This window comes from Roseicyclus marinus (assembly GCF_036322625.1).
In the GTDB taxonomy this organism is placed as follows: Bacteria; Pseudomonadota; Alphaproteobacteria; order Rhodobacterales; family Rhodobacteraceae; genus Roseicyclus; species Roseicyclus marinus_A.
In genome coordinates this window covers 2,468,250-2,484,817 of record NZ_AP027266.1, presented here as the reverse complement: position 1 = coordinate 2,484,817, position 16,568 = coordinate 2,468,250, and the positions used below count along the sequence as shown (strand labels likewise).

Below are 16,568 nucleotides of genomic sequence, written 5' to 3'. Positions count from 1 at the left end.
TTGGGGCCTACTCCGGCATCTTCGGATCGTAGATCGTCGCGGGCAGGTCATAGCCCCATTGCCGGAACCGTTCGGCATAATGGGACCGCACACCGCAGGCCGTGAAATGCCCGATGATCGTGCCATCGGGCTTGAGCCCCGTGCGCTGGAAGCGAAAGATCTCCTGCATCGACACCACCTCGCCCTCCATGCCGGTCAGCTCGGTGATCGACACCATCCGCCGCGACCCGTCCTGCAGGCGGCTGGCCTGCACGATCAGGTTGACGGCGCTCGCGATCTGGGACCGGACGGCCTTGAGCGGCATCTCGATCCCGGCCATGGCGACCATGTTCTCCAGGCGCGAAACCGCGTCGCGGGCATTGTTGGCGTGGATCGTGGTCATCGACCCGTCATGGCCCGTGTTCATGGCCTGCAGCATGTCGATCACTTCCTCGCCGCGGGTTTCGCCGACGATGATCCGGTCGGGCCGCATCCTCAGCGCGTTGCGCAGACAATCGCGCTGGGTCACGGCGCCCTTGCCCTCCACGTTGGGGGGGCGGCTTTCCATCCGGCCCACATGCAGCTGCTGCAGCTGCAATTCGGCCGTATCCTCGATCGTCAGCACCCGTTCGCGGTTGTCGATGAAAGACGACAGCGCGTTCAGCGTCGTGGTCTTGCCCGAGCCGGTTCCGCCCGACACGATCACGTTGAGCCGGGTGGCCACCGCCGCTTGCAGATAGGCGGCCATCTCCTCGGAAAAGGCGCCGAAACGCACCAGGTCGTCGATCCCGAGCTTTTCCTTCTTGAACTTGCGGATCGACACCAGCGACCCGTCGACGGCCACGGGTGGCACCATCGCGTTGAACCGCGACCCGTCCTTGAGACGGGCGTCGACATAGGGGTTGGATTCGTCCACCCGGCGGCCCACGGCCGACACGATCTTGTCGATGATCCTGAGCAGGTGGCGCTCGTCCTTGAACCGCACCTCGCTCAGCGACAGCTTGCCCGCGCGTTCCACGAAGACCCGGTTCGGCCCGTTCACGAGGATGTCGTTGACATCCGGGTCCTTCAGCAGCGGCTCCAGCGGCCCCAGACCCGTCACCTCGTCGAACAATTCGGTATTCAGCGTCTGGCGGTCCTCGCGGTTCAGGACCACGCCCATCTCGTTGAGCTGTTCGGACACGATGGCGGTGATCTCGGCCCGCAGCTCGGCTTCCTTGGCGGTTTCAAGCGCCGACAGGTTCAGGTTGTCCAGAAGCCGCGAATGCATCTCGGTCTTGATCTCGTCCAGACGCTTGCGCCGCTTGAAATCCTTGTCGCCGTCGCTCACCTGCGCGGGCGTGCGCGGGGCCTCGGCCACGGGGCTGGGCTTGCGCAACACGGTGCTGGCCGGGGCGGTCGGCATGGCGACCGGGATCGGCCGTGTGGCCTGCACGCCGGGCGTGGCGTCGGATTGCGCGCCTTTCTTGTACTTGGCAAACATCTGTCAGCCCCCCGTCCTTACCGGCCCACCTTGGCCCCGCCGAGCATGGCCTTGTGCAGGCCCTTGGCGAGTTTCCCGATCTCCTTGCGCAGGGCATTCCGCTTGGCGCTGAGCGCCAGCGGCTGCCCGTGGTCGCCCGCCTGCGCCACCTGCTTGCCGCCATCCGGCAGCCAGGTGGTGATCTTCACCCCAAGACTTTCGCCAAGCTTCCGGGCGCGGCTCTTGCCGTTCAGATCGGTCAGGCCCGGTGCCCTGTTCAGCACGAAATTCAGCTTTTCGACCGGCAGCCCTTCGCCCCGCAGCGCCTTGAGGAAGCGCATCGCGTTCTGCGCCGAGCGCATGTCGAGCTCGAGGGTCGCGAAATAGACATCGGCCCGGTTCAGCACCGTCTCGGTCCACATCACCATCGTATGGGGCATGTCGACGATCACGATGTCGAAACACTGCGTCGCAAGGTTCAGCAGCGCCTCCATCTCCTCCGGGCCGATCAGGTCCAGCGGCAAAAGCTCGGGCGGGGCGGGAAAGACGGAAATCTTGCCCTCGTATCCCAGAAGGGCTTGCTTGAACCCCTCCACATCCATGCTCTGGGCCTCTTGCAGCAGCTCGATGACCAGATCGCGGCGCGGCAGGTCCAGAAAGGTCGACACGCTGCCCGCCTGCAGGTCGAAATCCATCAGGCAGACGCTCGGAGCCTTGTCCTTGGTGGCGGTCGCCAGTTCCCAGGCCAGGTTCACGGCCAGCGTGGATGCACCCGTGCCGCCCGCCAGACCCTGCACGGCAAAGACGGCGGCCTGACCCTCCAGACGCGGCCCGATGACGGCAGGTGTGATCGCGGCCGCGGTGTCTTTCTGCGGCTCGGCGGGGGGTGTTGCGATCTCGGGGGTGGCTTCGGGCTCCGGGGTCGCGGCGTCTGTTTCCGTCGCGGCATCGGTCTTTGCATCCGCCAGCCGCAGCACGGTCGGGGCCGGGGGCTTGGGGGCGCGGATCTTGTCGATCGCATCGCGCAACGCCCCCTCGGCCAGGGGATAGGGCACGAAATCATCCGCCCCCAGCCGCAGCAATTCCCGAAGCGCCGCCGGGGTCAGCTCGTGGGCGATCAGCACGATACGGATGCCGCGCGCCTTGGCCGCAACGATCAATTCCCCGACATGCCCCAGGTCCCGAACCTCGTCCGGGGTCACGGCCAGGGCCAGGAATTCAAGCCTTTCGGCATCGGGCTGATCCAGAAACGACCGCGCCTCCTCGAAGCTCAGGTCACCCCAGGCTTCGCCCAACTCCGTCTCCATATCCTCGATCAGAAGCGCGAAACGGTGCACGTCCCGCGACACCGTGCAGGCGATGATGAGGGCTGGTTCCGATCGCAAGGCAAGTCCGCTGCTCATTCCCGTTGTCCTCTGCTGCCCGGTTTTCCCGGGACCTCTTGATCACCGACCGCTCGAAGCTCCGGCGATTCTCCGCATCAGTGCGTGATGGGGACCTCGACGCGGTTCTCGATGCTTGGACAATCACCGCGAAAAGAGGCAACAATGGGACCAAAAAGCGGGTTTTCGTTTGCATTTGCGGGCTTATCGATCCGCTTTTGGAAACGGCACCCTGCCGTTTTCCGACCGCGTGACCCGGCCCGCTATTGCGCGGCGCTGCCGCCCACGTAGCTGCGATAGGCGATCTGGGCGTAGCGGCCATCCAGCACTGCCGGGTGCCTTTCGACGAAACCCGTGACCTCGGTGACCGTGCGCCGGTTGCGCCGTTCCTCGGTCTGGGTCGCGACGATGGGCTGGGTTTCGCCCAGCGACACCAGCGCGTCGAGGCGTGATCGTTCAACCCCAAGCGCCACCAGATGGTGGACAACCGCCCGCGCGCGCCGCTGCCCGAGCCTCTGGTTGTAGCCCGCGCTGCCCACAAGATCGGTATGCCCGTAGACCGAGAAACGGACCTCGGGGAATTGCCGCATGAACGCCGCCTGATGGCGCAAGACCGCCTCTGCCTCCGCATCCAGCCTGGCCGAGTTGAAGGCAAAGGTGACGGTGGTCGGAACCTCCTGGGCAAAGCGCTGGCTCAGCACCTGCGCATAGTGCAGCTGCCCGCTGTGGTAGAGCGCATTGTTCGTGGTCGGGCTGCCAAAGCCCGCGTCGCGGATCTGCGCCCCGGCTTCGCGGTTCCAATCCCCGCCGGTCCCGGGCCCGCAGGCGGCAAGCGCCGTCAGCACAGGCAGGGCAAGGCCGATGGCGCGGACCCTTTGAGCGGTGAGCGTTCTGGCGACCAGTTTCATCTCAATCCAACACATAGCCATAGGAGCCGGTGAAATCCTGCCGCGCCACATCGCCTGCGGCGGTGCCCGCGCGCGGTGCGCCGGCCGTGCGGCCCAGCAGGAACAACTCCCGCTCGGTGGGGATCGTCACCCGGTCCGTCGGCAGCGCCAGCGCCTCGCCCCGCACCGGGCGCACCAGATGGGCGGTCACGATGATGACCAGTTCGGATTGCTCGCGCTGATAGCTCGACGACCGGAACAGGGCCCCAAGGATCGGGATGTCGCCCAGCCATGGCACCTGGCCGATCTGGTCGCGGAAATCGTCCTGCAACAGGCCCGCGATGGCAAAGCTTTCGCCGTCCCGCAGCTCCACCGTGGTCGAAGCTTCGCGCGTGCGCAGCCCCGGCACGGCCCCGGTGCCCGGAATGGTCGTGTCGATCGAACTGACCGTGCTCGCCATGGACAGGTTGATGATGTCGTCATCGACCACGGTCGGCGTGAATTGCAGGTTGATCCCGAATGGCTGGAACTGGACGCTCACCTCGCCGCGTTCGTCGCGGACCGGAACCGGGAATTGCCCCCCGGCAAGAAAATCGGCGGTCTGGCCCGACAGGGCGGTCAGGTTGGGCTCGGCCAGCGTCCGCACCAGCCCCTCGGTCTCCAGCGCCTCGAGCAAGATGTTGAACTGGAACCCGCTGCCGTTCAGCCCAAAGCCCAAAAGACCGCCGGGCGCGTTGGGTGTGGGCGGAAAGGTGACCTGGTTTCCGGCATTCAGCGCGGTGATGTTGCCGCCCGACGCGTTCAGGCCCGTCATGTTCAGGCCCAGCTCCTGGCGCACCGTCCGGCTCATCTCGGCAAAGCGCACCTGAAGCATCACCTGCTGGCTGCCCCCCACCACAAGCAGGTTCGACACCCGCCCCGGCGTGTAGCGCTCGGCCAGCTCCATCGCCCGTTCGACCACCCGCCCGGAACTGACCGTGCCCGACAGCACGATGCCGTCATTGGCCGTGCGGACCTCGATCGGCTCTTGGCGCAGGATTTCCCGCAGGCGTTCGCGCAATTCGGCGACATCGGGCACGACCTGCACCTCGACATTCGCGATCAGCGCGCCATCGGCCCCCAAAAGCGTCATCGTCGTCCGCCCCGGCGCGCGGCCCAGCACGTAGATCGAGCGTTCCGTGAGCGTCGCGATATCGGCGATGGCCGGGTTGGCGACGCTGATTTCCGAAAACAGAAGATCGCTTTCCACCACCACGGCGCGGTTCATGGGCACCGACAGCGTGGCCGATGTCTGGCCTTCGACCACCCGCAGGCTTTGGGCCGTCACCATGACGGCAGGTAGCGATGCCAGCGCCGCAGCCAGAAACGCCGCGCGCAGGAGCGTCATCATGCTCATTGTGATCCCGCCTCATTGATCACGTCGTGGACCGGTGTCTTGCGCACCGCATGGCCGGGACCGTGAACCAAAAATTAACTTTAGGCAATATTTCTTAAGTCTTTAGTCGTAAATTTGTGGCGTTGGCGCAATCATGACTGAACGATTAACCAAGGGCCGCAAGGCTCAACGCCCCGCGGCCCCCACCGGTTTTTCGCCATGTTGCCAGTCAGTTGGTGCAAGGCACCCGCGTTTCCACAACCTCCGAACCCCGGCGGTTGCGCACCGTGCAAATCCGCGGCGCGGCCGGTGCTGCGGCGATTTCCTCCCGTTCACCAAGCAATTCATCGCGCGAAACCTCGACCGTTTCGCTGGTCGTGGCATCGTTGATCCCCACAAGGGCAAGGGTCAGCCGCCCCGAGGCCTGCGCCTGCGTCAGGGCCGCGATATCGGTCGGGCGCGCGGCAAAGGTGATCGTGCGCGCGATGATCGGGTTGTTGCGGTCGCTGTCCGCGGTCTGGTCCAGCGCGATGATCTCGAGGCTGGAGCGGATCAGGCGGGTGACCCCATCGCCGTCACGGCCCGTCCCGGTCCAGTAGACATCGACCCGGTCGCCCGGACGCAGGAAGCCCGACACGCCCGCCACCACGTCGATCTGCAGCGTAAACGCCTGCGTTCCTTCCTCGAGGCGCGAGGCGACGCCGGCATCCTCGCCCGGGGCCGTGACCTTCATCGCGAGAAGGGGCTCGTGACGTTCCATCATGCGCAACACGGTGCGCGGGCCCGGATTTCCGGCCGGAAAGATCTGTTCCATGGAGGTGAAGGCGCCGAAGGGCACGTGATCTGCGGGCCACCGCACCGAGGCCACATCCGTGCGCGACAGCCGCTCACCGTAGCGCAGCTGCCGGGTGACGACGAAAACCTCGGTGGTGGGAACGATCGCCTGCCGCTGTTGGGCCAGGGCCGTCTGATATTGGCCGAAGCGGTCCATCGCGACCTTGACCGCAAAGCCCGCAAGCCCGAGGCCCAAGAGCAGCACCAATCCGAAAACGAGTCTCATCTGCGTGATCCTTTCGTCAAACCGTGCGCGGTGGCATCAGATGCGCCTTGGCCCGGTACCTGTCCTTGGGTGTGTCTTTACGGTCAATTTCGGCATTCTTGTGGTCGTGACGCGGAATTCACGCGGCACAGGCTTTCTGTCGCTGCGCGACCCACCGAAAGCAGAACGGCCGCGCCCTGTTTGGCGCGGCCGGTCCGTCAGGCGTGAAGCCGTGAGATATCAGCCTTCGGGCGTCACTTCGGGCTCGGGCGTCACTTCGGGCTCAGCCGTTGCAAAGCTGGTGGTGATGCCCTGACCAGTCAGCTGCGTGCTGATGTCGGTGGACAGGTTCTGGATACCGCCCGAAACAACGCCCATGACGGCGATGCCGAGGCCCACGAGGGCGGCGGTCAGCACGACCCAGTCAACCGTCACGGCACCGGATTCGGACTTGGCGAAATTCTTGATCAGGTTGGTCATCTTCTATCTCCTGCTGAGGTTAGGTCTTGCGTTGCGCCCTTGGCCGTTTGGCCGCTTGGGATGGGCTCTTTTTGCTGGTGAATCGGGGCAGGATTTGGGCCCGTTCTGGCAATGATTTGGGATTCTCTCGGGTGCTTTAAGGGCAGATTCACCCTGCATTTCGTGCTATGTGATCCGCCCAAGGGCAGAAAAAGCCAATGAAACAAGGCAGCCCCGGGCAGTTGAATGGTAGGCAGGTCCAAGATGTGGCACCCGTGTATGTGCGCCCTTTCGCTTGTGTCGGCATTTTTGATGGCCGGCGCGAGCCATGCCCAGAATCCTGCATCCGACCCCGCGCAGGGTGCCGCGATCCGGCGCGTGGCCGCGCCCTCGGAGGGTCAGACCGGACCGCGCATCACGATCCAGATCACCGCCGAGGAACATGCCCGCAATTCGACCGCCCCCGCCCCGGCAGCCAGGCTCGTGCCCCTGATCGAACCGGGCGTGGAGGGCATGGGCACAATCGGCGCGTCAGATTGGTTCTGGCAGGCGATCTCGCCCAGGCTTCCGGCCGATACCGCGCGGTTCTGGGCGGCGCAGGATCTCTTGGCGGCGGCACCGGAGGCGGCGGATCTCGACATCCCGCGCCTGGGCACCTTGCACCGCATCATCGAAAGCCATGGGACTGACATCTTGATGGCGAGCATCGGCACCCAGGTTTCGCCCGCTCTCGTCCTCGCGGTGATGGCGGTCGAATCCTCGGGCCGCCCCGATGCGCGCAGCCCTGCAGGGGCGCAGGGATTGATGCAGCTCATCCCCGATACGGCGGCGCGCTTTGGCGTGACCGATCCCTTCGATCCGCGCCAGAACATCGCGGGCGGTGTCGCCTATCTTGACTGGTTGCTTGCGGAATTCGACGGCGATCCGCTTCTGGCGCTTGCGGGATACAATGCGGGCGAAGGGGCGGTGCAGCGCAACAACGGCGTGCCCCCCTTTGCCGAGACCCGCGATTACGTGCCCAAGGTTCTGGCCACATGGATGGTGGCGCGCAGCCTGTGCCGCACCCCGCCCGAGCTGATCTCGGACGGTTGCGTGTTTCAGCCCATCGCGGTCAACTGATCCGGGCTCAGGCTTCGGGCGGCAAGGGGCGCGTCACCCCCGAGGCGGAAATCGCGACAAAGGTGAAATCGCCCTCTGTCACCAACATGCGTTCGCCGGTCCGCTGGCGCCGCACCCAGGCCTCGATATGCATGGTGATGGAGGTGCGCCCGGTCCGCGTGATCTGGCTGTAGACCGAAAACAGGTCGCCGACGAGAACCGGCGCGTGAAAGCGCAGCGCCTCGATCGCGACCGTCGCGCAGCGCCCCTGTGCGCGGTCCATCGCGGTGGTGCCTGCGGCGATGTCCATCTGGCTGACGACCCAGCCGCCAAAGACATCACCGCCCGAATTGGTGTCGGCGGGCATCGGCACGGTCTGTAGCGTCAGCGTGCCTTGGGGGGTCCGCTCCGCCGTGGATGCGGCAACCGGATCAGACAAGCGTGGCTTCCGTGGCGGCGCGCAGATCGGCCTCGGTCACGCCATCGGCCAGTTCGAGGATCTTCAGCCCACCCTCGACCACCTCCAGCACACCCATGTTCGTGATGATCAGGTCCACGACACCGGTGCCCGTCAGCGGCAGGGTGCATTCCTTGAGCACCTTGCTCTCGCCATGCTTGTTGGCGTGATCCATCACGACGACAACCCGGCCCACGCCCGCGACCAGATCCATCGCGCCGCCCATGCCCTTCACCAGCTTGCCGGGGATCATCCAGTTCGCCAGATCGCCCTTTTCGCTGACTTCCATCGCGCCGAGGATCGCCATGGCGATCTTGCCGCCCCGGATCATGCCAAAGCTTGTCGCGCTGTCGAAATAGGCGGTGTGGGGCAATTCGGTGATGGTCTGTTTCCCCGCATTGATCAGGTCGGCGTCCTCTTCCCCCTCGATGGGGAAGGGGCCCATGCCCAGCATCCCGTTTTCCGATTGCAGGGTCACGGTCATGCCCTCGGGGATGTAGTTCGACACCAGCGTCGGGATGCCGATGCCAAGGTTCACATACATGCCGTCGCGCAGTTCTTTCGCGGCGCGGGCGGCCATCTGGTTCCGGTCCCACATGGGCGTCACTCCTTGATCTGAGGTATCGGGGCGGCCCCGGTCATGTCGGGGCCTAGGGCTAGCGCAAAGGCGCGGAAAAGCGAAGCACCAAACGCGGCATTCATGTGCCGGTGATCGTCCAGCACGCGGCCTGCCGCGCGGAAATCCATCGCCCCTGCACCGAATTCGGGCCGGGTGAGAAACGGAGCGGCGATCGTGTCTTGGGGTTGCGGCACATAGGTCATGCCGCGCGCCGCCAGCGCCTGTTCCAGCGCCTCGTTGTAAAGCGCCTCGATCCGCGCGGCCTCCGGGTGGTTTGCGACCGAGGCGAAGGGTTCCAGCCGCAAGGGTCCCCGCCGTGTCACCACCGTGGTGGGATAGGGTGCCCGCGCGAGGAACAGGGGCGTCACGCCGCGAAACTGTCGCGCCAGATCATCGGCGCGCAGGGCGATCGCCTCTTCCATCGCGGCGCGGAAGCCGGGCAGGGACAAAAGCGGCTTGTCCCGGCGGATCGGCCAATCGACCACGTCGTAATTGCCCGCCACGAACAGCACCGAGGGCAGGCCCATCGTGTCGGCGATCACCAGGGTCGCATCAAAGGTGCTCAGGTCGATCCCTTCTGCCCCGTTGATGCGCCGTGCAAGCTTGCACAGATCGTCATCCCTTTGGGAAGGCTGGAAAATCCCCGCCTCGTTAACCGCACATTCAGCAAATTTTCCGCCCGGAAGCCCCCAGAATGTCACCGCAAGCTCCGGGTGAGCCATGGCAATGGCGGGGCTTGCGTATTTCAGCGCGCCGATGTTGGAGGTTCCGATGACAGCGATCCGGCGCGTCATGGGCGGAACGCGTCCAGAAGCACGTCCTCGCAGATCGGGTCATCTTCGGGATCGGGCGTTTCTGCGGCCGCAGCCTCGGGCTGAGCGGGTAGACCGTGCGATGCAAGGAACAGGCCCATGATCCCCTCGACCACCTCGGGGCGGACGCTGCGCAGGTCCGGGGCGAAGGCACCAGAGGCATGGGCGGGCGACATCACCAATTCGTAGGAGGGGAAATAGTCGATCGCCGCCGAACTGTCGCGCAACAGGTCGCATACCACGCGCAGCACGGATTTCGACCGCATCGTCGCCGCCAACACATGATCGCCGCTCGCCGTGGCCGCCAAGGGCACGGGCGACACGGTCAGGATCCATTGCATGGCGGGATTGATCTCGGCCAGCATCCGTTCCAGCGCCGTGAAATCCTCCAGGATTTCGGCGACACCGTGGTTGCGGAAGGCGAAGACATCAGGGTCGTACTCCCCCGCGATGGTGCCCGGGGCCGTGGGATAGATCGTGCCCGTTTCGCGATGTTCCCAAGCTTCCGTGAGGCCAAGGGTGAACACCATCACCTCGGCCTCTTCGACGGCGCGGGCCAGCGCGATCAGGTGTTGGGCGCGCATCTCTTGCACCTGGTCGCGGCTTGCCAGCCCTTCGGGTTCCACGCCGGGGCGCAGCGCATCCCAGAACCGGCCGTCCCTTTCCCAGATGGGAAGTGCCGGGTTGAAAAGCCCCAGCATCTCTTCGATCAGCTGCCGAAACTGGCGGACCGTGTAGATATTGCCGAAACGCGCCGCATAGACCCCATAGCCAAAGCGTTTCGCCGTCTCGGGCGGCATCCCGCGCAGGGCGGGTTCGCTATCGATCACGCCAAGGCCCGCGCGCTTCATCGCGCCGCCCACATGCTGGGCGAAACACGAGCCCGCGGTGAAGACCCGCGTTTCCGGGGTCAGGGCAGATCGCGGCTTGTAGAGATCGGGCAGATCGAACGGCCCCACCCCCGCGACGCCGCCACGCCAGAAGGCGCGTTGCGGCAGGCCGCTGTAGGGGGAGCGCGCCATTTTGCCCTCAGGCAGCGCGGGGGCGAACGGTCCGCTGCTCGATCCGCTTCTCGTGCTCACCCTGGATCAGGCGATGCACATAGATGCCGGGCAGGTGGATCATGTCGGGGTCAAGCGATCCCGTCGGCACGATCTCCTCCACCTCCATGATGCAGATCTTTCCGCACATCGCAGCAGGCGGGTTGAAGTTGCGGGCCGTCTTGCGGAACACCGCATTGCCCGTCTCATCCGCCTTCCAGGCCTTGACGATCGACAGATCCGCGAAAATCCCGCGTTCCAAGATGTAATCCTGCCCGTCGAAAGTCTTCACCTCCTTGCCCTCGGCGATCACGGTGCCGACGCCCGTCTTGGTGTAGAAACCGGGAATCCCCGCGCCGCCCGCGCGCATGCGCTCGGCCAGCGTCCCTTGGGGGTTGAATTCCAGCTCCAGCTCTCCGCTCAGATACTGGCGCATGAATTCCGCGTTTTCGCCCACGTAGGACGACATCATCTTGCGGATCTGGCGGGTGGCCAACAGCTTGCCCAAGCCGAAATCATCGACGCCCGCGTTGTTCGAGGCCACGGTCAGATCCTTGACGCCCGATGCCACGATCCCGTCGATCAGCAGTTCCGGAATACCGCAGAGGCCAAAGCCCCCCGCCGCGATCAGCATGCCGTCAAACAGAACACCGTCGAGCGCATCCGCCGCGGAAGCGTAGACCTTTTTCATCGTAAGCATCCCCTGATCTGGTGGTCGCCGCGCACCCTGCCGCCGCGTTGCGGCGAAGTCAACTTGGCCTCACGCCTCCAGCGCCGCTTCCATCTCGGCAATCAGGGTCGAACAGTAATGCTCGAACCGGGGGCCGGGCTGCTGGCTGTCGATCCGATCCTTGAGCGGGTCGGGCGCGGTGATCTGGCTTCCCGAAAGCGCCTCCAGCACGGCATGGCCACAGAAGGGCACATGCGCCTCGGAATAGCCGCCTTCATGGGTCAGAACGAGCTTGCCCTCGCACAGTTCCGATGCCGCCTCCATCGTCATCTCGGTCATTGCGCGAAAGGTCTCGGACCCCGCCATCATCCGGCCCAGCGGATCGACCCCCGAAGCGTCGAAACCACAGGCCACCACGATGGCATCGGGCTGGAACGCATGGAGTTGCGGGATCACCAGCCGCTCGAAAGCCTCCAGATAGGTGGCATGGCCACCGCCGGGGGGCAGGGGGATGTTGAGGTTCAGCCCCTCGCCCGCGCCCGCGCCGCGATCTTCGAAATCCCCGGAATCGCGCGGGTAATTGCGTTCCTGGTGGATCGAGATGGTCAGCGTATCGGCGCGTTCGTAATAGATCGCCTCGGTCCCGTTGCCGTGATGCACGTCCCAGTCGATCACGGCGACCCGGTCGGCCAGCCCTGCGGCGCGTGCGGCCTCCAAAGCAATGGCGATATTGTTCAACAGGCAAAAGCCGTTGGGAAAATCGGGCAGGCAGTGGTGGCCCGGCGGGCGCGACAGGGCATAGGCATTGTCGAGCCGCCCCTGCAGCACCTCGAAAAGCGCGGCCTTGGTCAGACCTGCGGACAGCGCCGCGATATCGTAGCCATCCGGGCCAAAGGGTGTTCTCAGGCCCAGTTCGCCGCCCCCCTCCGCGCTTTTGCGGCGGAACATGTCGAGATAGCTTTGCGGATGGATGCGGCGCAAATCCTCCTCGGTCGCGGGGTCGGCATCGGGCGTGGCAAGCGCGCGCATCAGCCCCGTCACCTCGACAAGGTTCTTGAACCGGCGCTTGGTTTCGGGGTTTTCGGGCAATCCGCCCGCTGTCGAAGGCTGCATCAACCCGCCGACCGGGACAAGGAAGCTGTAATTCCCGCCCGAATGCCAAAAGCAGCGTTCATTGACGAAAAATCCGGTGGCCATGGCGTCCCTTCCCCTGTTGCGGGGCAAGTATGGCGGCTGGGTCAGGGGGCTGTCCATGGCGATCTTTGCCTGTGGACAAGGCTGGGGACAGGTCGCGCTGTTGCAAGGCTGATTACGGTTCTCGTCAGGATCGTCAGAAAAGATGTCAGAAAGTCACAAGCGCGCCCGACGAAAACCGGGCTGTGCGTCTCAGCCCTTTTCCAGACGGTAGACCCCTTCGGGCAGGTCCAGCGCCGCAGCCAGGTCGCGCACCTGTGCCAGCGACAGGGTGATCACCTGTTCCCGATCCGTGCGTGGATCGTATTGCGTGACCGTGATGCATTCCGCAAAGGCCGCGATGCTCACGTCTTCTTGCAGCGGTTGGCCCGCCTCGCCGTCATCGACAAGGGTGATCAGCGTCGCGTCGAATTCGTGTTCGATGGTGAACATGGGGACAGCCTAGGCCTGCCCGTCCCTCTGGGCAAGGCCCTGCCTTTCGCGGCGCATCTGGCGGCGATAGAGCCACGGGGCCGCGATCCGGTTATAGGCGAAATCGGCCAATCCTCTTATCCCCGGCATCTGGACCAGCCGCGCCAGCCATCCCATGCCGGGCAGCACGGCCCAGATCGCCGCAAAGGCGGGAATGCCGCTTACGATACGCCCATCGGGCAGTGCAGCATGAAGCCGCCGCTTGGCCTGATCCGCCGTCAGGGCCCAATCGCCCAGATCCGCGCTGTTCAGATCCTCGAAGGACAGGGGCGCGCCAGCCGCCGTCGCGCGCTTGCGGTAATGCGTGATCTCGGCCCGGCAGATCGGGCAGCGATCATTGTAAAGGATGCGTGTCTGCGCCATGGCAGGCCAGCTAGCTGGCATCGCGTCGGGGTCAACCGGCTTACAACCCCGTGAGGGGGGCTGGACCTCGCGGTGCGAACATCTAGGCTTTGGCCTCCTGACCCGTCCTCTGCCCCGAGCCTGCCATGCGCCTGCCGCCCCTCATCGTTCTTGCCGCGCTTTTGGTGTCGGGCTGCGTGCAGGTCATGGTGCCGCCGCCCCCGCCGACGCCCGATATCGCGGCCCGCGCGCGGCAGGCGGTTCTCAATTTCGGCGAGGTGGTGGAGCGTGTGGAACCCGTCGCCGAACAGGTCTGCCGCGAACAGACCCCCGACCAGCCGTGCGATTTCGTCATCTATGTCGACCGCGCCCCCGAAAGCGGCGTCAACGCCTTTCACACGCTCGATCCCACGGGGCGGCCTGCCATCATCTTCACGCTCGGCCTGATCGCGGTGGCGCGCAACACCGATGAACTGGCCTTCATCATGGGGCACGAAGCGGGCCATCACATCGGCCGCCACTTGCCGCAGGCCCGGATGCAGGCGGCCCAGGGCGCGCGGGTGTTTTCCGATCTGGCGCGGGCGCGCGGGGCCACGCAGGTCGAGGTCTCCGAAGCAGCCCAGATCGGGGCCATCGTCGCCTCCCGCGAATTCGGTCAGCGCGCCGAGCTGGAGGCCGATGCCATCGGCACGATCATCGCGGAACGCGCGGGCTATGACGCATGGGTCGGGGCGGGGTTCTTCACCCGCATCCCCGATCCCGCCCGCGACTTTCTGTCGACGCATCCGCCCAACGCGGCCCGGATCGACGTGGTGCGCCGTACCTTGCAGGCGATCCGCGGCCCGGGCGCTTGATCTGGGTCAAGGCGGCAACCCACTCCCGATCTAGTCTTGCTCCGTATGGGGGATTCCCCCGACAGGGCAGGAAAGGGTCCGGCGATGCCGTCCGACAAGACACGAGACCATCACGAAGCTTTGATGGGCCGCATGGCCCGGACACTCGGCGCCGATCTCGACGATGCCGAATTGCGGGGCGATCTGCCGCCCGAGATGCGCGATGACATGCTGTCGGCCTGCACCGGCTGCGCGGATCCCACCGGTTGCGCCCATTGGCTTTCCCGGCGGTCCGAGGCCGAGGCCGCACCCGGCTTTTGCCGCAACCGCGATATCCTTCAGGCCCTCGCCGCCGAATGAATGCCCCCGCCGATGGAGCGCGCCCGGTGAGCGATGCCAACCCCCATCCGCTCGGCCCCGAGAATCGTCACTACTGGCTGGCGGTGACCATGTCCCGCAAGACGGGGGCCGACATGCAGCGCGCGCTGGAGGAGGGGGTGATCGACCACGCGGATTGGGCGGCCTTGGTGCATCGCTGCCGGGGCTGCGGTTGGTCCGACGGGTGCAACACGTGGTTTGCCGCGCAGGGCGACGCGGCGGCCGAGGTCCCGACGACTTGCCCCAACGCACCCGTCTTTGCCCGCGTCCTGGCGGCATTGGCCCCCGCCTGATCAGCGCGTTTCCCGGGCGAGCCAGGCGGCGGCTTCGGGCGTCGTTTCCAGCTTTTCCCAGGTGATGACGGGCAGGTCATAGGGATGCTCGGCCTCGATGAAGGCGACCAGCGCCGCACGCGCCGTTTCCGCCGTCTTGAAGATCACGAGCACCTCGTCATCCTCCGCGATGCCGCCGTCCCAATGATAAAGGCTGCGCAGCCCCGGCATGATATTGACGCAGGCGGCAACGCGTTCCAGCAGGGCCGCGCGGGCCAGACGCTCGGCGCTGGGCGCGTCGGGGCAGGTGGTCGTGACGTGGATCATGCCCGCAGTCTACGCAGCCATGGGCCAGGGTCTCAAGCGCGGATGCGGCCCCAAAGGTCGTATTCCCCGGCCTCTTCCACCTCGACCTCGACCATGTCGCCGGGGGCAAGCCCGTCGAATCCCTCGTCGATGAAAAGGTTCCCGTCGATCTCGGGTGCGTCCGACATGGTCCGGCAGGTCGCGCCGTCCTCGTCCACGGCATCGACCAGCACCGTCAGATTGCGCCCGACCTTGGCCGCGAGCTTTGCTTCGGAAATGGCCTGCGCCTTTTGCATGAAACGGTCCCAGCGATCCTGCTTGACCTCTTCGGGCACATGATCGGGCAGGGCGTTCGACCGGGCACCCGCGACATTCTCGTATTGGAAGCAGCCCACGCGATCGAGCTGCGCCTCCTCCAGCCAGTCGAGCAGGGTCTGGAATTCCGCCTCCGTCTCGCCGGGATAGCCCACGATGAAGGTGGAGCGCAGCGTGATGTCAGGACAGTCGCGCCGCCATGCCGCGATTTCATCCAGCGTGCGCGAGGCAGCGGCGGGCCGCGCCATGCGCCTCAGCGTGTCGGGATGGGCGTGCTGGAACGGGATGTCGAGATAGGGCAAAAGCCCGTTCGAGGGGTCAGCCATCAGCGGGATCAGATCGCGCACATGCGGGTAGGGATAGACATAGTGCAAGCGAATCCAGGCACCCAATGTGGATAAATCTCTGGATAGATCGAGAATTGGAAACTTGCTGTCGCGCCCTTTCCAGTCCGTGCCATAGGCGCTCGTGTCCTGGCTGATCACCAGAAGCTCTTTCACGCCTGCCTCGACCAGCTTTTCGGCCTCGCGCAGAACGGCCTTGGCCGGGCGCGATTGCAGACGGCCACGCATGTCGGGAATGATGCAGAACTTGCACTTGTGATCGCAGCCTTCGGCGATCTTGAGATAGCTGTAATGGCGCGGCGTCAGCTTGACGCCTGCAGGCGGCAAAAGGTCGATGAACGGATCGGGCGCGGGCGGTACGGCGGCATGGACCGCATCGAGCACCTGCTCGTATTGATGCGGGCCCGTCACCGCCAGAACCGAGGGATGCGCGCCGGTGATATACTCCGGCTCGGCGCCCAGGCACCCGGTCACGATCACCCGACCGTTTTCGCGCAGCGCCTCGCCGATCGCCTCGAGGCTTTCGACCTTGGCGCTGTCCAGGAACCCGCAGGTGTTCACGATGACGGCCTCCGCGCCCGCGTAATCGGGCGAGATCGCGTAGCCTTCGGCGCGCAGCCGGGTCAGGATGCGTTCACTGTCCACCAGCGCCTTGGGACAGCCAAGACTGACCATGCCGATCCGGGGTTGTCCGGGGCGGGCGGTGTCGGGCACCTCGGCGCGGGCGAGGTCGGGGCGTAGCTGGGGCGGGTTCTGGCTCATGGAATGCGCAGATAGCGCGGACCGCGTCCTTGCGAAAGAGGGCAGCGCGGACCGGCGCCTGGCCGAGCGAAA

20 protein-coding genes are annotated in these 16,568 nt (G+C 65.6%); 4 read left to right on the top strand and 16 right to left on the bottom strand.

Annotated elements, in window-relative coordinates:
- Nucleotides 1-7: 7 nt before the first annotated feature.
- The 6 genes from AABA51_RS11850 to AABA51_RS11825 all read right to left on the bottom strand — a co-directional run bounded on the left by AABA51_RS11850 (nt 8) and on the right by AABA51_RS11825 (nt 6,604).
- Entirely contained in the window at nt 8-1,462 is a 1,455-nt protein-coding gene (locus AABA51_RS11850) for a CpaF family protein (protein WP_338272099.1), read from the bottom strand.
- A gap of 17 nt (nt 1,463-1,479) precedes the next feature.
- Nucleotides 1,480-2,844, bottom strand: a complete 1,365-nt coding sequence (locus AABA51_RS11845) for an AAA family ATPase (protein WP_338272097.1) — start codon at nt 2,842-2,844, stop codon at nt 1,480-1,482.
- A 242-nt stretch (nt 2,845-3,086) separates the two neighbouring features.
- The gene (locus AABA51_RS11840) at nt 3,087-3,731 is read right to left on the bottom strand and encodes an OmpA family protein (protein WP_338272095.1); all 645 of its coding nucleotides are present in this window, start codon (nt 3,729-3,731) and stop codon (nt 3,087-3,089) included.
- Nucleotide 3,732: 1 nt separating this feature from the next.
- On the bottom strand, nt 3,733-5,106 hold the full coding sequence (locus AABA51_RS11835; protein ID WP_425328808.1) for a type II and III secretion system protein family protein: 1,374 nt from the start codon (nt 5,104-5,106) through the stop codon (nt 3,733-3,735).
- Nucleotides 5,107-5,314: 208 nt separating this feature from the next.
- Nucleotides 5,315-6,145, bottom strand: coding sequence for a Flp pilus assembly protein CpaB (gene cpaB, locus AABA51_RS11830; protein ID WP_338272094.1), 831 nt, complete (start codon nt 6,143-6,145; stop codon nt 5,315-5,317).
- 219 nt (nt 6,146-6,364) lie between these two features.
- A complete protein-coding gene (locus AABA51_RS11825; RefSeq protein ID WP_338272093.1) occupies nt 6,365-6,604 on the bottom strand; it encodes a hypothetical protein in 240 nt (79 codons plus the stop codon).
- Nucleotides 6,605-6,895: 291 nt separating this feature from the next.
- On the opposite strand from AABA51_RS11825, the gene AABA51_RS11820 reads away from it, so the two are divergent.
- Nucleotides 6,896-7,702, top strand: coding sequence for a lytic transglycosylase domain-containing protein (locus AABA51_RS11820; RefSeq protein ID WP_338272091.1), 807 nt, complete (start codon nt 6,896-6,898; stop codon nt 7,700-7,702).
- Nucleotides 7,703-7,709: 7 nt separating this feature from the next.
- Here AABA51_RS11820 and AABA51_RS11815 read toward each other — a convergent pair whose 3' ends face one another.
- The 8 genes from AABA51_RS11815 to AABA51_RS11780 form a co-directional block, all read right to left on the bottom strand.
- On the bottom strand, nt 7,710-8,120 hold the full coding sequence (locus tag AABA51_RS11815; protein WP_338272090.1) for an acyl-CoA thioesterase: 411 nt from the start codon (nt 8,118-8,120) through the stop codon (nt 7,710-7,712).
- Nucleotides 8,113-8,736, bottom strand: a complete 624-nt coding sequence (locus tag AABA51_RS11810) for a 3-oxoacid CoA-transferase subunit B (RefSeq protein WP_338272088.1) — start codon at nt 8,734-8,736, stop codon at nt 8,113-8,115. Before AABA51_RS11810 ends, AABA51_RS11815 begins: the two co-directional genes overlap by 8 nt.
- 5 nt (nt 8,737-8,741) lie before the next feature.
- Complete coding sequence (locus AABA51_RS11805; RefSeq protein ID WP_338272087.1) at nt 8,742-9,551, bottom strand: hypothetical protein; 810 nt, start codon at nt 9,549-9,551, stop codon at nt 8,742-8,744.
- Nucleotides 9,548-10,591: a GSCFA domain-containing protein gene (locus tag AABA51_RS11800; protein WP_338272086.1), complete on the bottom strand. Its 1,044-nt coding sequence runs from the start codon at nt 10,589-10,591 to the stop codon at nt 9,548-9,550. The genes AABA51_RS11805 and AABA51_RS11800 overlap by 4 nt, the downstream gene beginning before the upstream one ends.
- A 7-nt stretch (nt 10,592-10,598) precedes the next feature.
- A complete protein-coding gene (locus AABA51_RS11795) occupies nt 10,599-11,300 on the bottom strand; it encodes a CoA transferase subunit A (protein WP_338272084.1) in 702 nt (233 codons plus the stop codon).
- A gap of 69 nt (nt 11,301-11,369) precedes the next feature.
- Nucleotides 11,370-12,476 carry a class II histone deacetylase gene (locus AABA51_RS11790; RefSeq protein ID WP_338272083.1) on the bottom strand — a complete coding sequence of 369 codons (1,107 nt, stop codon included), beginning with the start codon at nt 12,474-12,476 and terminating at the stop codon, nt 11,370-11,372.
- Between the two features lie 189 nt (nt 12,477-12,665).
- Nucleotides 12,666-12,905, bottom strand: a complete 240-nt coding sequence (locus tag AABA51_RS11785) for a hypothetical protein (protein ID WP_338272081.1) — start codon at nt 12,903-12,905, stop codon at nt 12,666-12,668.
- Between the two features lie 9 nt (nt 12,906-12,914).
- Nucleotides 12,915-13,307 carry a thiol-disulfide oxidoreductase DCC family protein gene (locus AABA51_RS11780; RefSeq protein WP_338272079.1) on the bottom strand — a complete coding sequence of 131 codons (393 nt, stop codon included), beginning with the start codon at nt 13,305-13,307 and terminating at the stop codon, nt 12,915-12,917.
- Between the two features lie 125 nt (nt 13,308-13,432).
- Between AABA51_RS11780 and AABA51_RS11775 the strand changes: the two genes are divergently transcribed.
- Genes AABA51_RS11775 through AABA51_RS11765 form a run of 3 tightly spaced genes read left to right on the top strand, consistent with a single transcriptional unit; the run spans nt 13,433 to nt 14,790 of the window.
- On the top strand, nt 13,433-14,140 hold the full coding sequence (locus AABA51_RS11775; RefSeq protein WP_338272077.1) for a M48 family metallopeptidase: 708 nt from the start codon (nt 13,433-13,435) through the stop codon (nt 14,138-14,140).
- Nucleotides 14,141-14,185: 45 nt separating this feature from the next.
- On the top strand, nt 14,186-14,479 hold the full coding sequence (locus tag AABA51_RS11770) for a DUF6455 family protein (RefSeq protein WP_338272076.1): 294 nt from the start codon (nt 14,186-14,188) through the stop codon (nt 14,477-14,479).
- 26 nt (nt 14,480-14,505) lie between these two features.
- Entirely contained in the window at nt 14,506-14,790 is a 285-nt protein-coding gene (locus AABA51_RS11765) for a DUF6455 family protein (RefSeq protein WP_338272075.1), read from the top strand.
- On the opposite strand, the gene cutA is transcribed toward AABA51_RS11765, so the two are convergent.
- Together cutA and rimO are read right to left on the bottom strand one after the other, a co-directional pair.
- Nucleotides 14,791-15,096 (bottom strand): divalent-cation tolerance protein CutA, encoded by a 306-nt coding sequence (cutA, locus tag AABA51_RS11760; protein ID WP_338272074.1) that lies wholly within the window; start codon nt 15,094-15,096, stop codon nt 14,791-14,793.
- Nucleotides 15,097-15,128: 32 nt separating this feature from the next.
- Entirely contained in the window at nt 15,129-16,496 is a 1,368-nt protein-coding gene (rimO, locus tag AABA51_RS11755; protein WP_338272073.1) for a 30S ribosomal protein S12 methylthiotransferase RimO, read from the bottom strand.
- Nucleotides 16,497-16,568 lie beyond the last annotated feature (72 nt).

What these genes read in the sequence shown, in the direction of transcription:
- AABA51_RS11850 (WP_338272099.1), bottom strand. Translation starts at nt 1,462, where the DNA reads ATGTTTGCCAAGTACAAGAAAGGCGCGCAATCCGACGCCACGCCCGGC.
- AABA51_RS11845 (WP_338272097.1), bottom strand. Translation starts at nt 2,844, where the DNA reads ATGAGCAGCGGACTTGCCTTGCGATCGGAACCAGCCCTCATCATCGCC.
- AABA51_RS11840 (WP_338272095.1), bottom strand. Translation starts at nt 3,731, where the DNA reads ATGAAACTGGTCGCCAGAACGCTCACCGCTCAAAGGGTCCGCGCCATC.
- AABA51_RS11835 (WP_425328808.1), bottom strand. Translation starts at nt 5,106, where the DNA reads ATGAGCATGATGACGCTCCTGCGCGCGGCGTTTCTGGCTGCGGCGCTG.
- cpaB (WP_338272094.1), bottom strand. Translation starts at nt 6,145, where the DNA reads ATGAGACTCGTTTTCGGATTGGTGCTGCTCTTGGGCCTCGGGCTTGCG.
- AABA51_RS11825 (WP_338272093.1), bottom strand. Translation starts at nt 6,604, where the DNA reads ATGACCAACCTGATCAAGAATTTCGCCAAGTCCGAATCCGGTGCCGTG.
- AABA51_RS11820 (WP_338272091.1), top strand. Translation starts at nt 6,896, where the DNA reads ATGGCCGGCGCGAGCCATGCCCAGAATCCTGCATCCGACCCCGCGCAG.
- AABA51_RS11810 (WP_338272088.1), bottom strand. Translation starts at nt 8,736, where the DNA reads ATGTGGGACCGGAACCAGATGGCCGCCCGCGCCGCGAAAGAACTGCGC.
- AABA51_RS11805 (WP_338272087.1), bottom strand. Translation starts at nt 9,551, where the DNA reads ATGACGCGCCGGATCGCTGTCATCGGAACCTCCAACATCGGCGCGCTG.
- AABA51_RS11800 (WP_338272086.1), bottom strand. Translation starts at nt 10,591, where the DNA reads ATGGCGCGCTCCCCCTACAGCGGCCTGCCGCAACGCGCCTTCTGGCGT.
- AABA51_RS11795 (WP_338272084.1), bottom strand. Translation starts at nt 11,300, where the DNA reads ATGAAAAAGGTCTACGCTTCCGCGGCGGATGCGCTCGACGGTGTTCTG.
- AABA51_RS11790 (WP_338272083.1), bottom strand. Translation starts at nt 12,476, where the DNA reads ATGGCCACCGGATTTTTCGTCAATGAACGCTGCTTTTGGCATTCGGGC.
- AABA51_RS11785 (WP_338272081.1), bottom strand. Translation starts at nt 12,905, where the DNA reads ATGTTCACCATCGAACACGAATTCGACGCGACGCTGATCACCCTTGTC.
- AABA51_RS11780 (WP_338272079.1), bottom strand. Translation starts at nt 13,307, where the DNA reads ATGGCGCAGACACGCATCCTTTACAATGATCGCTGCCCGATCTGCCGG.
- AABA51_RS11775 (WP_338272077.1), top strand. Translation starts at nt 13,433, where the DNA reads ATGCGCCTGCCGCCCCTCATCGTTCTTGCCGCGCTTTTGGTGTCGGGC.
- AABA51_RS11770 (WP_338272076.1), top strand. Translation starts at nt 14,186, where the DNA reads ATGGGGGATTCCCCCGACAGGGCAGGAAAGGGTCCGGCGATGCCGTCC.
- cutA (WP_338272074.1), bottom strand. Translation starts at nt 15,096, where the DNA reads ATGATCCACGTCACGACCACCTGCCCCGACGCGCCCAGCGCCGAGCGT.
- rimO (WP_338272073.1), bottom strand. Translation starts at nt 16,496, where the DNA reads ATGAGCCAGAACCCGCCCCAGCTACGCCCCGACCTCGCCCGCGCCGAG.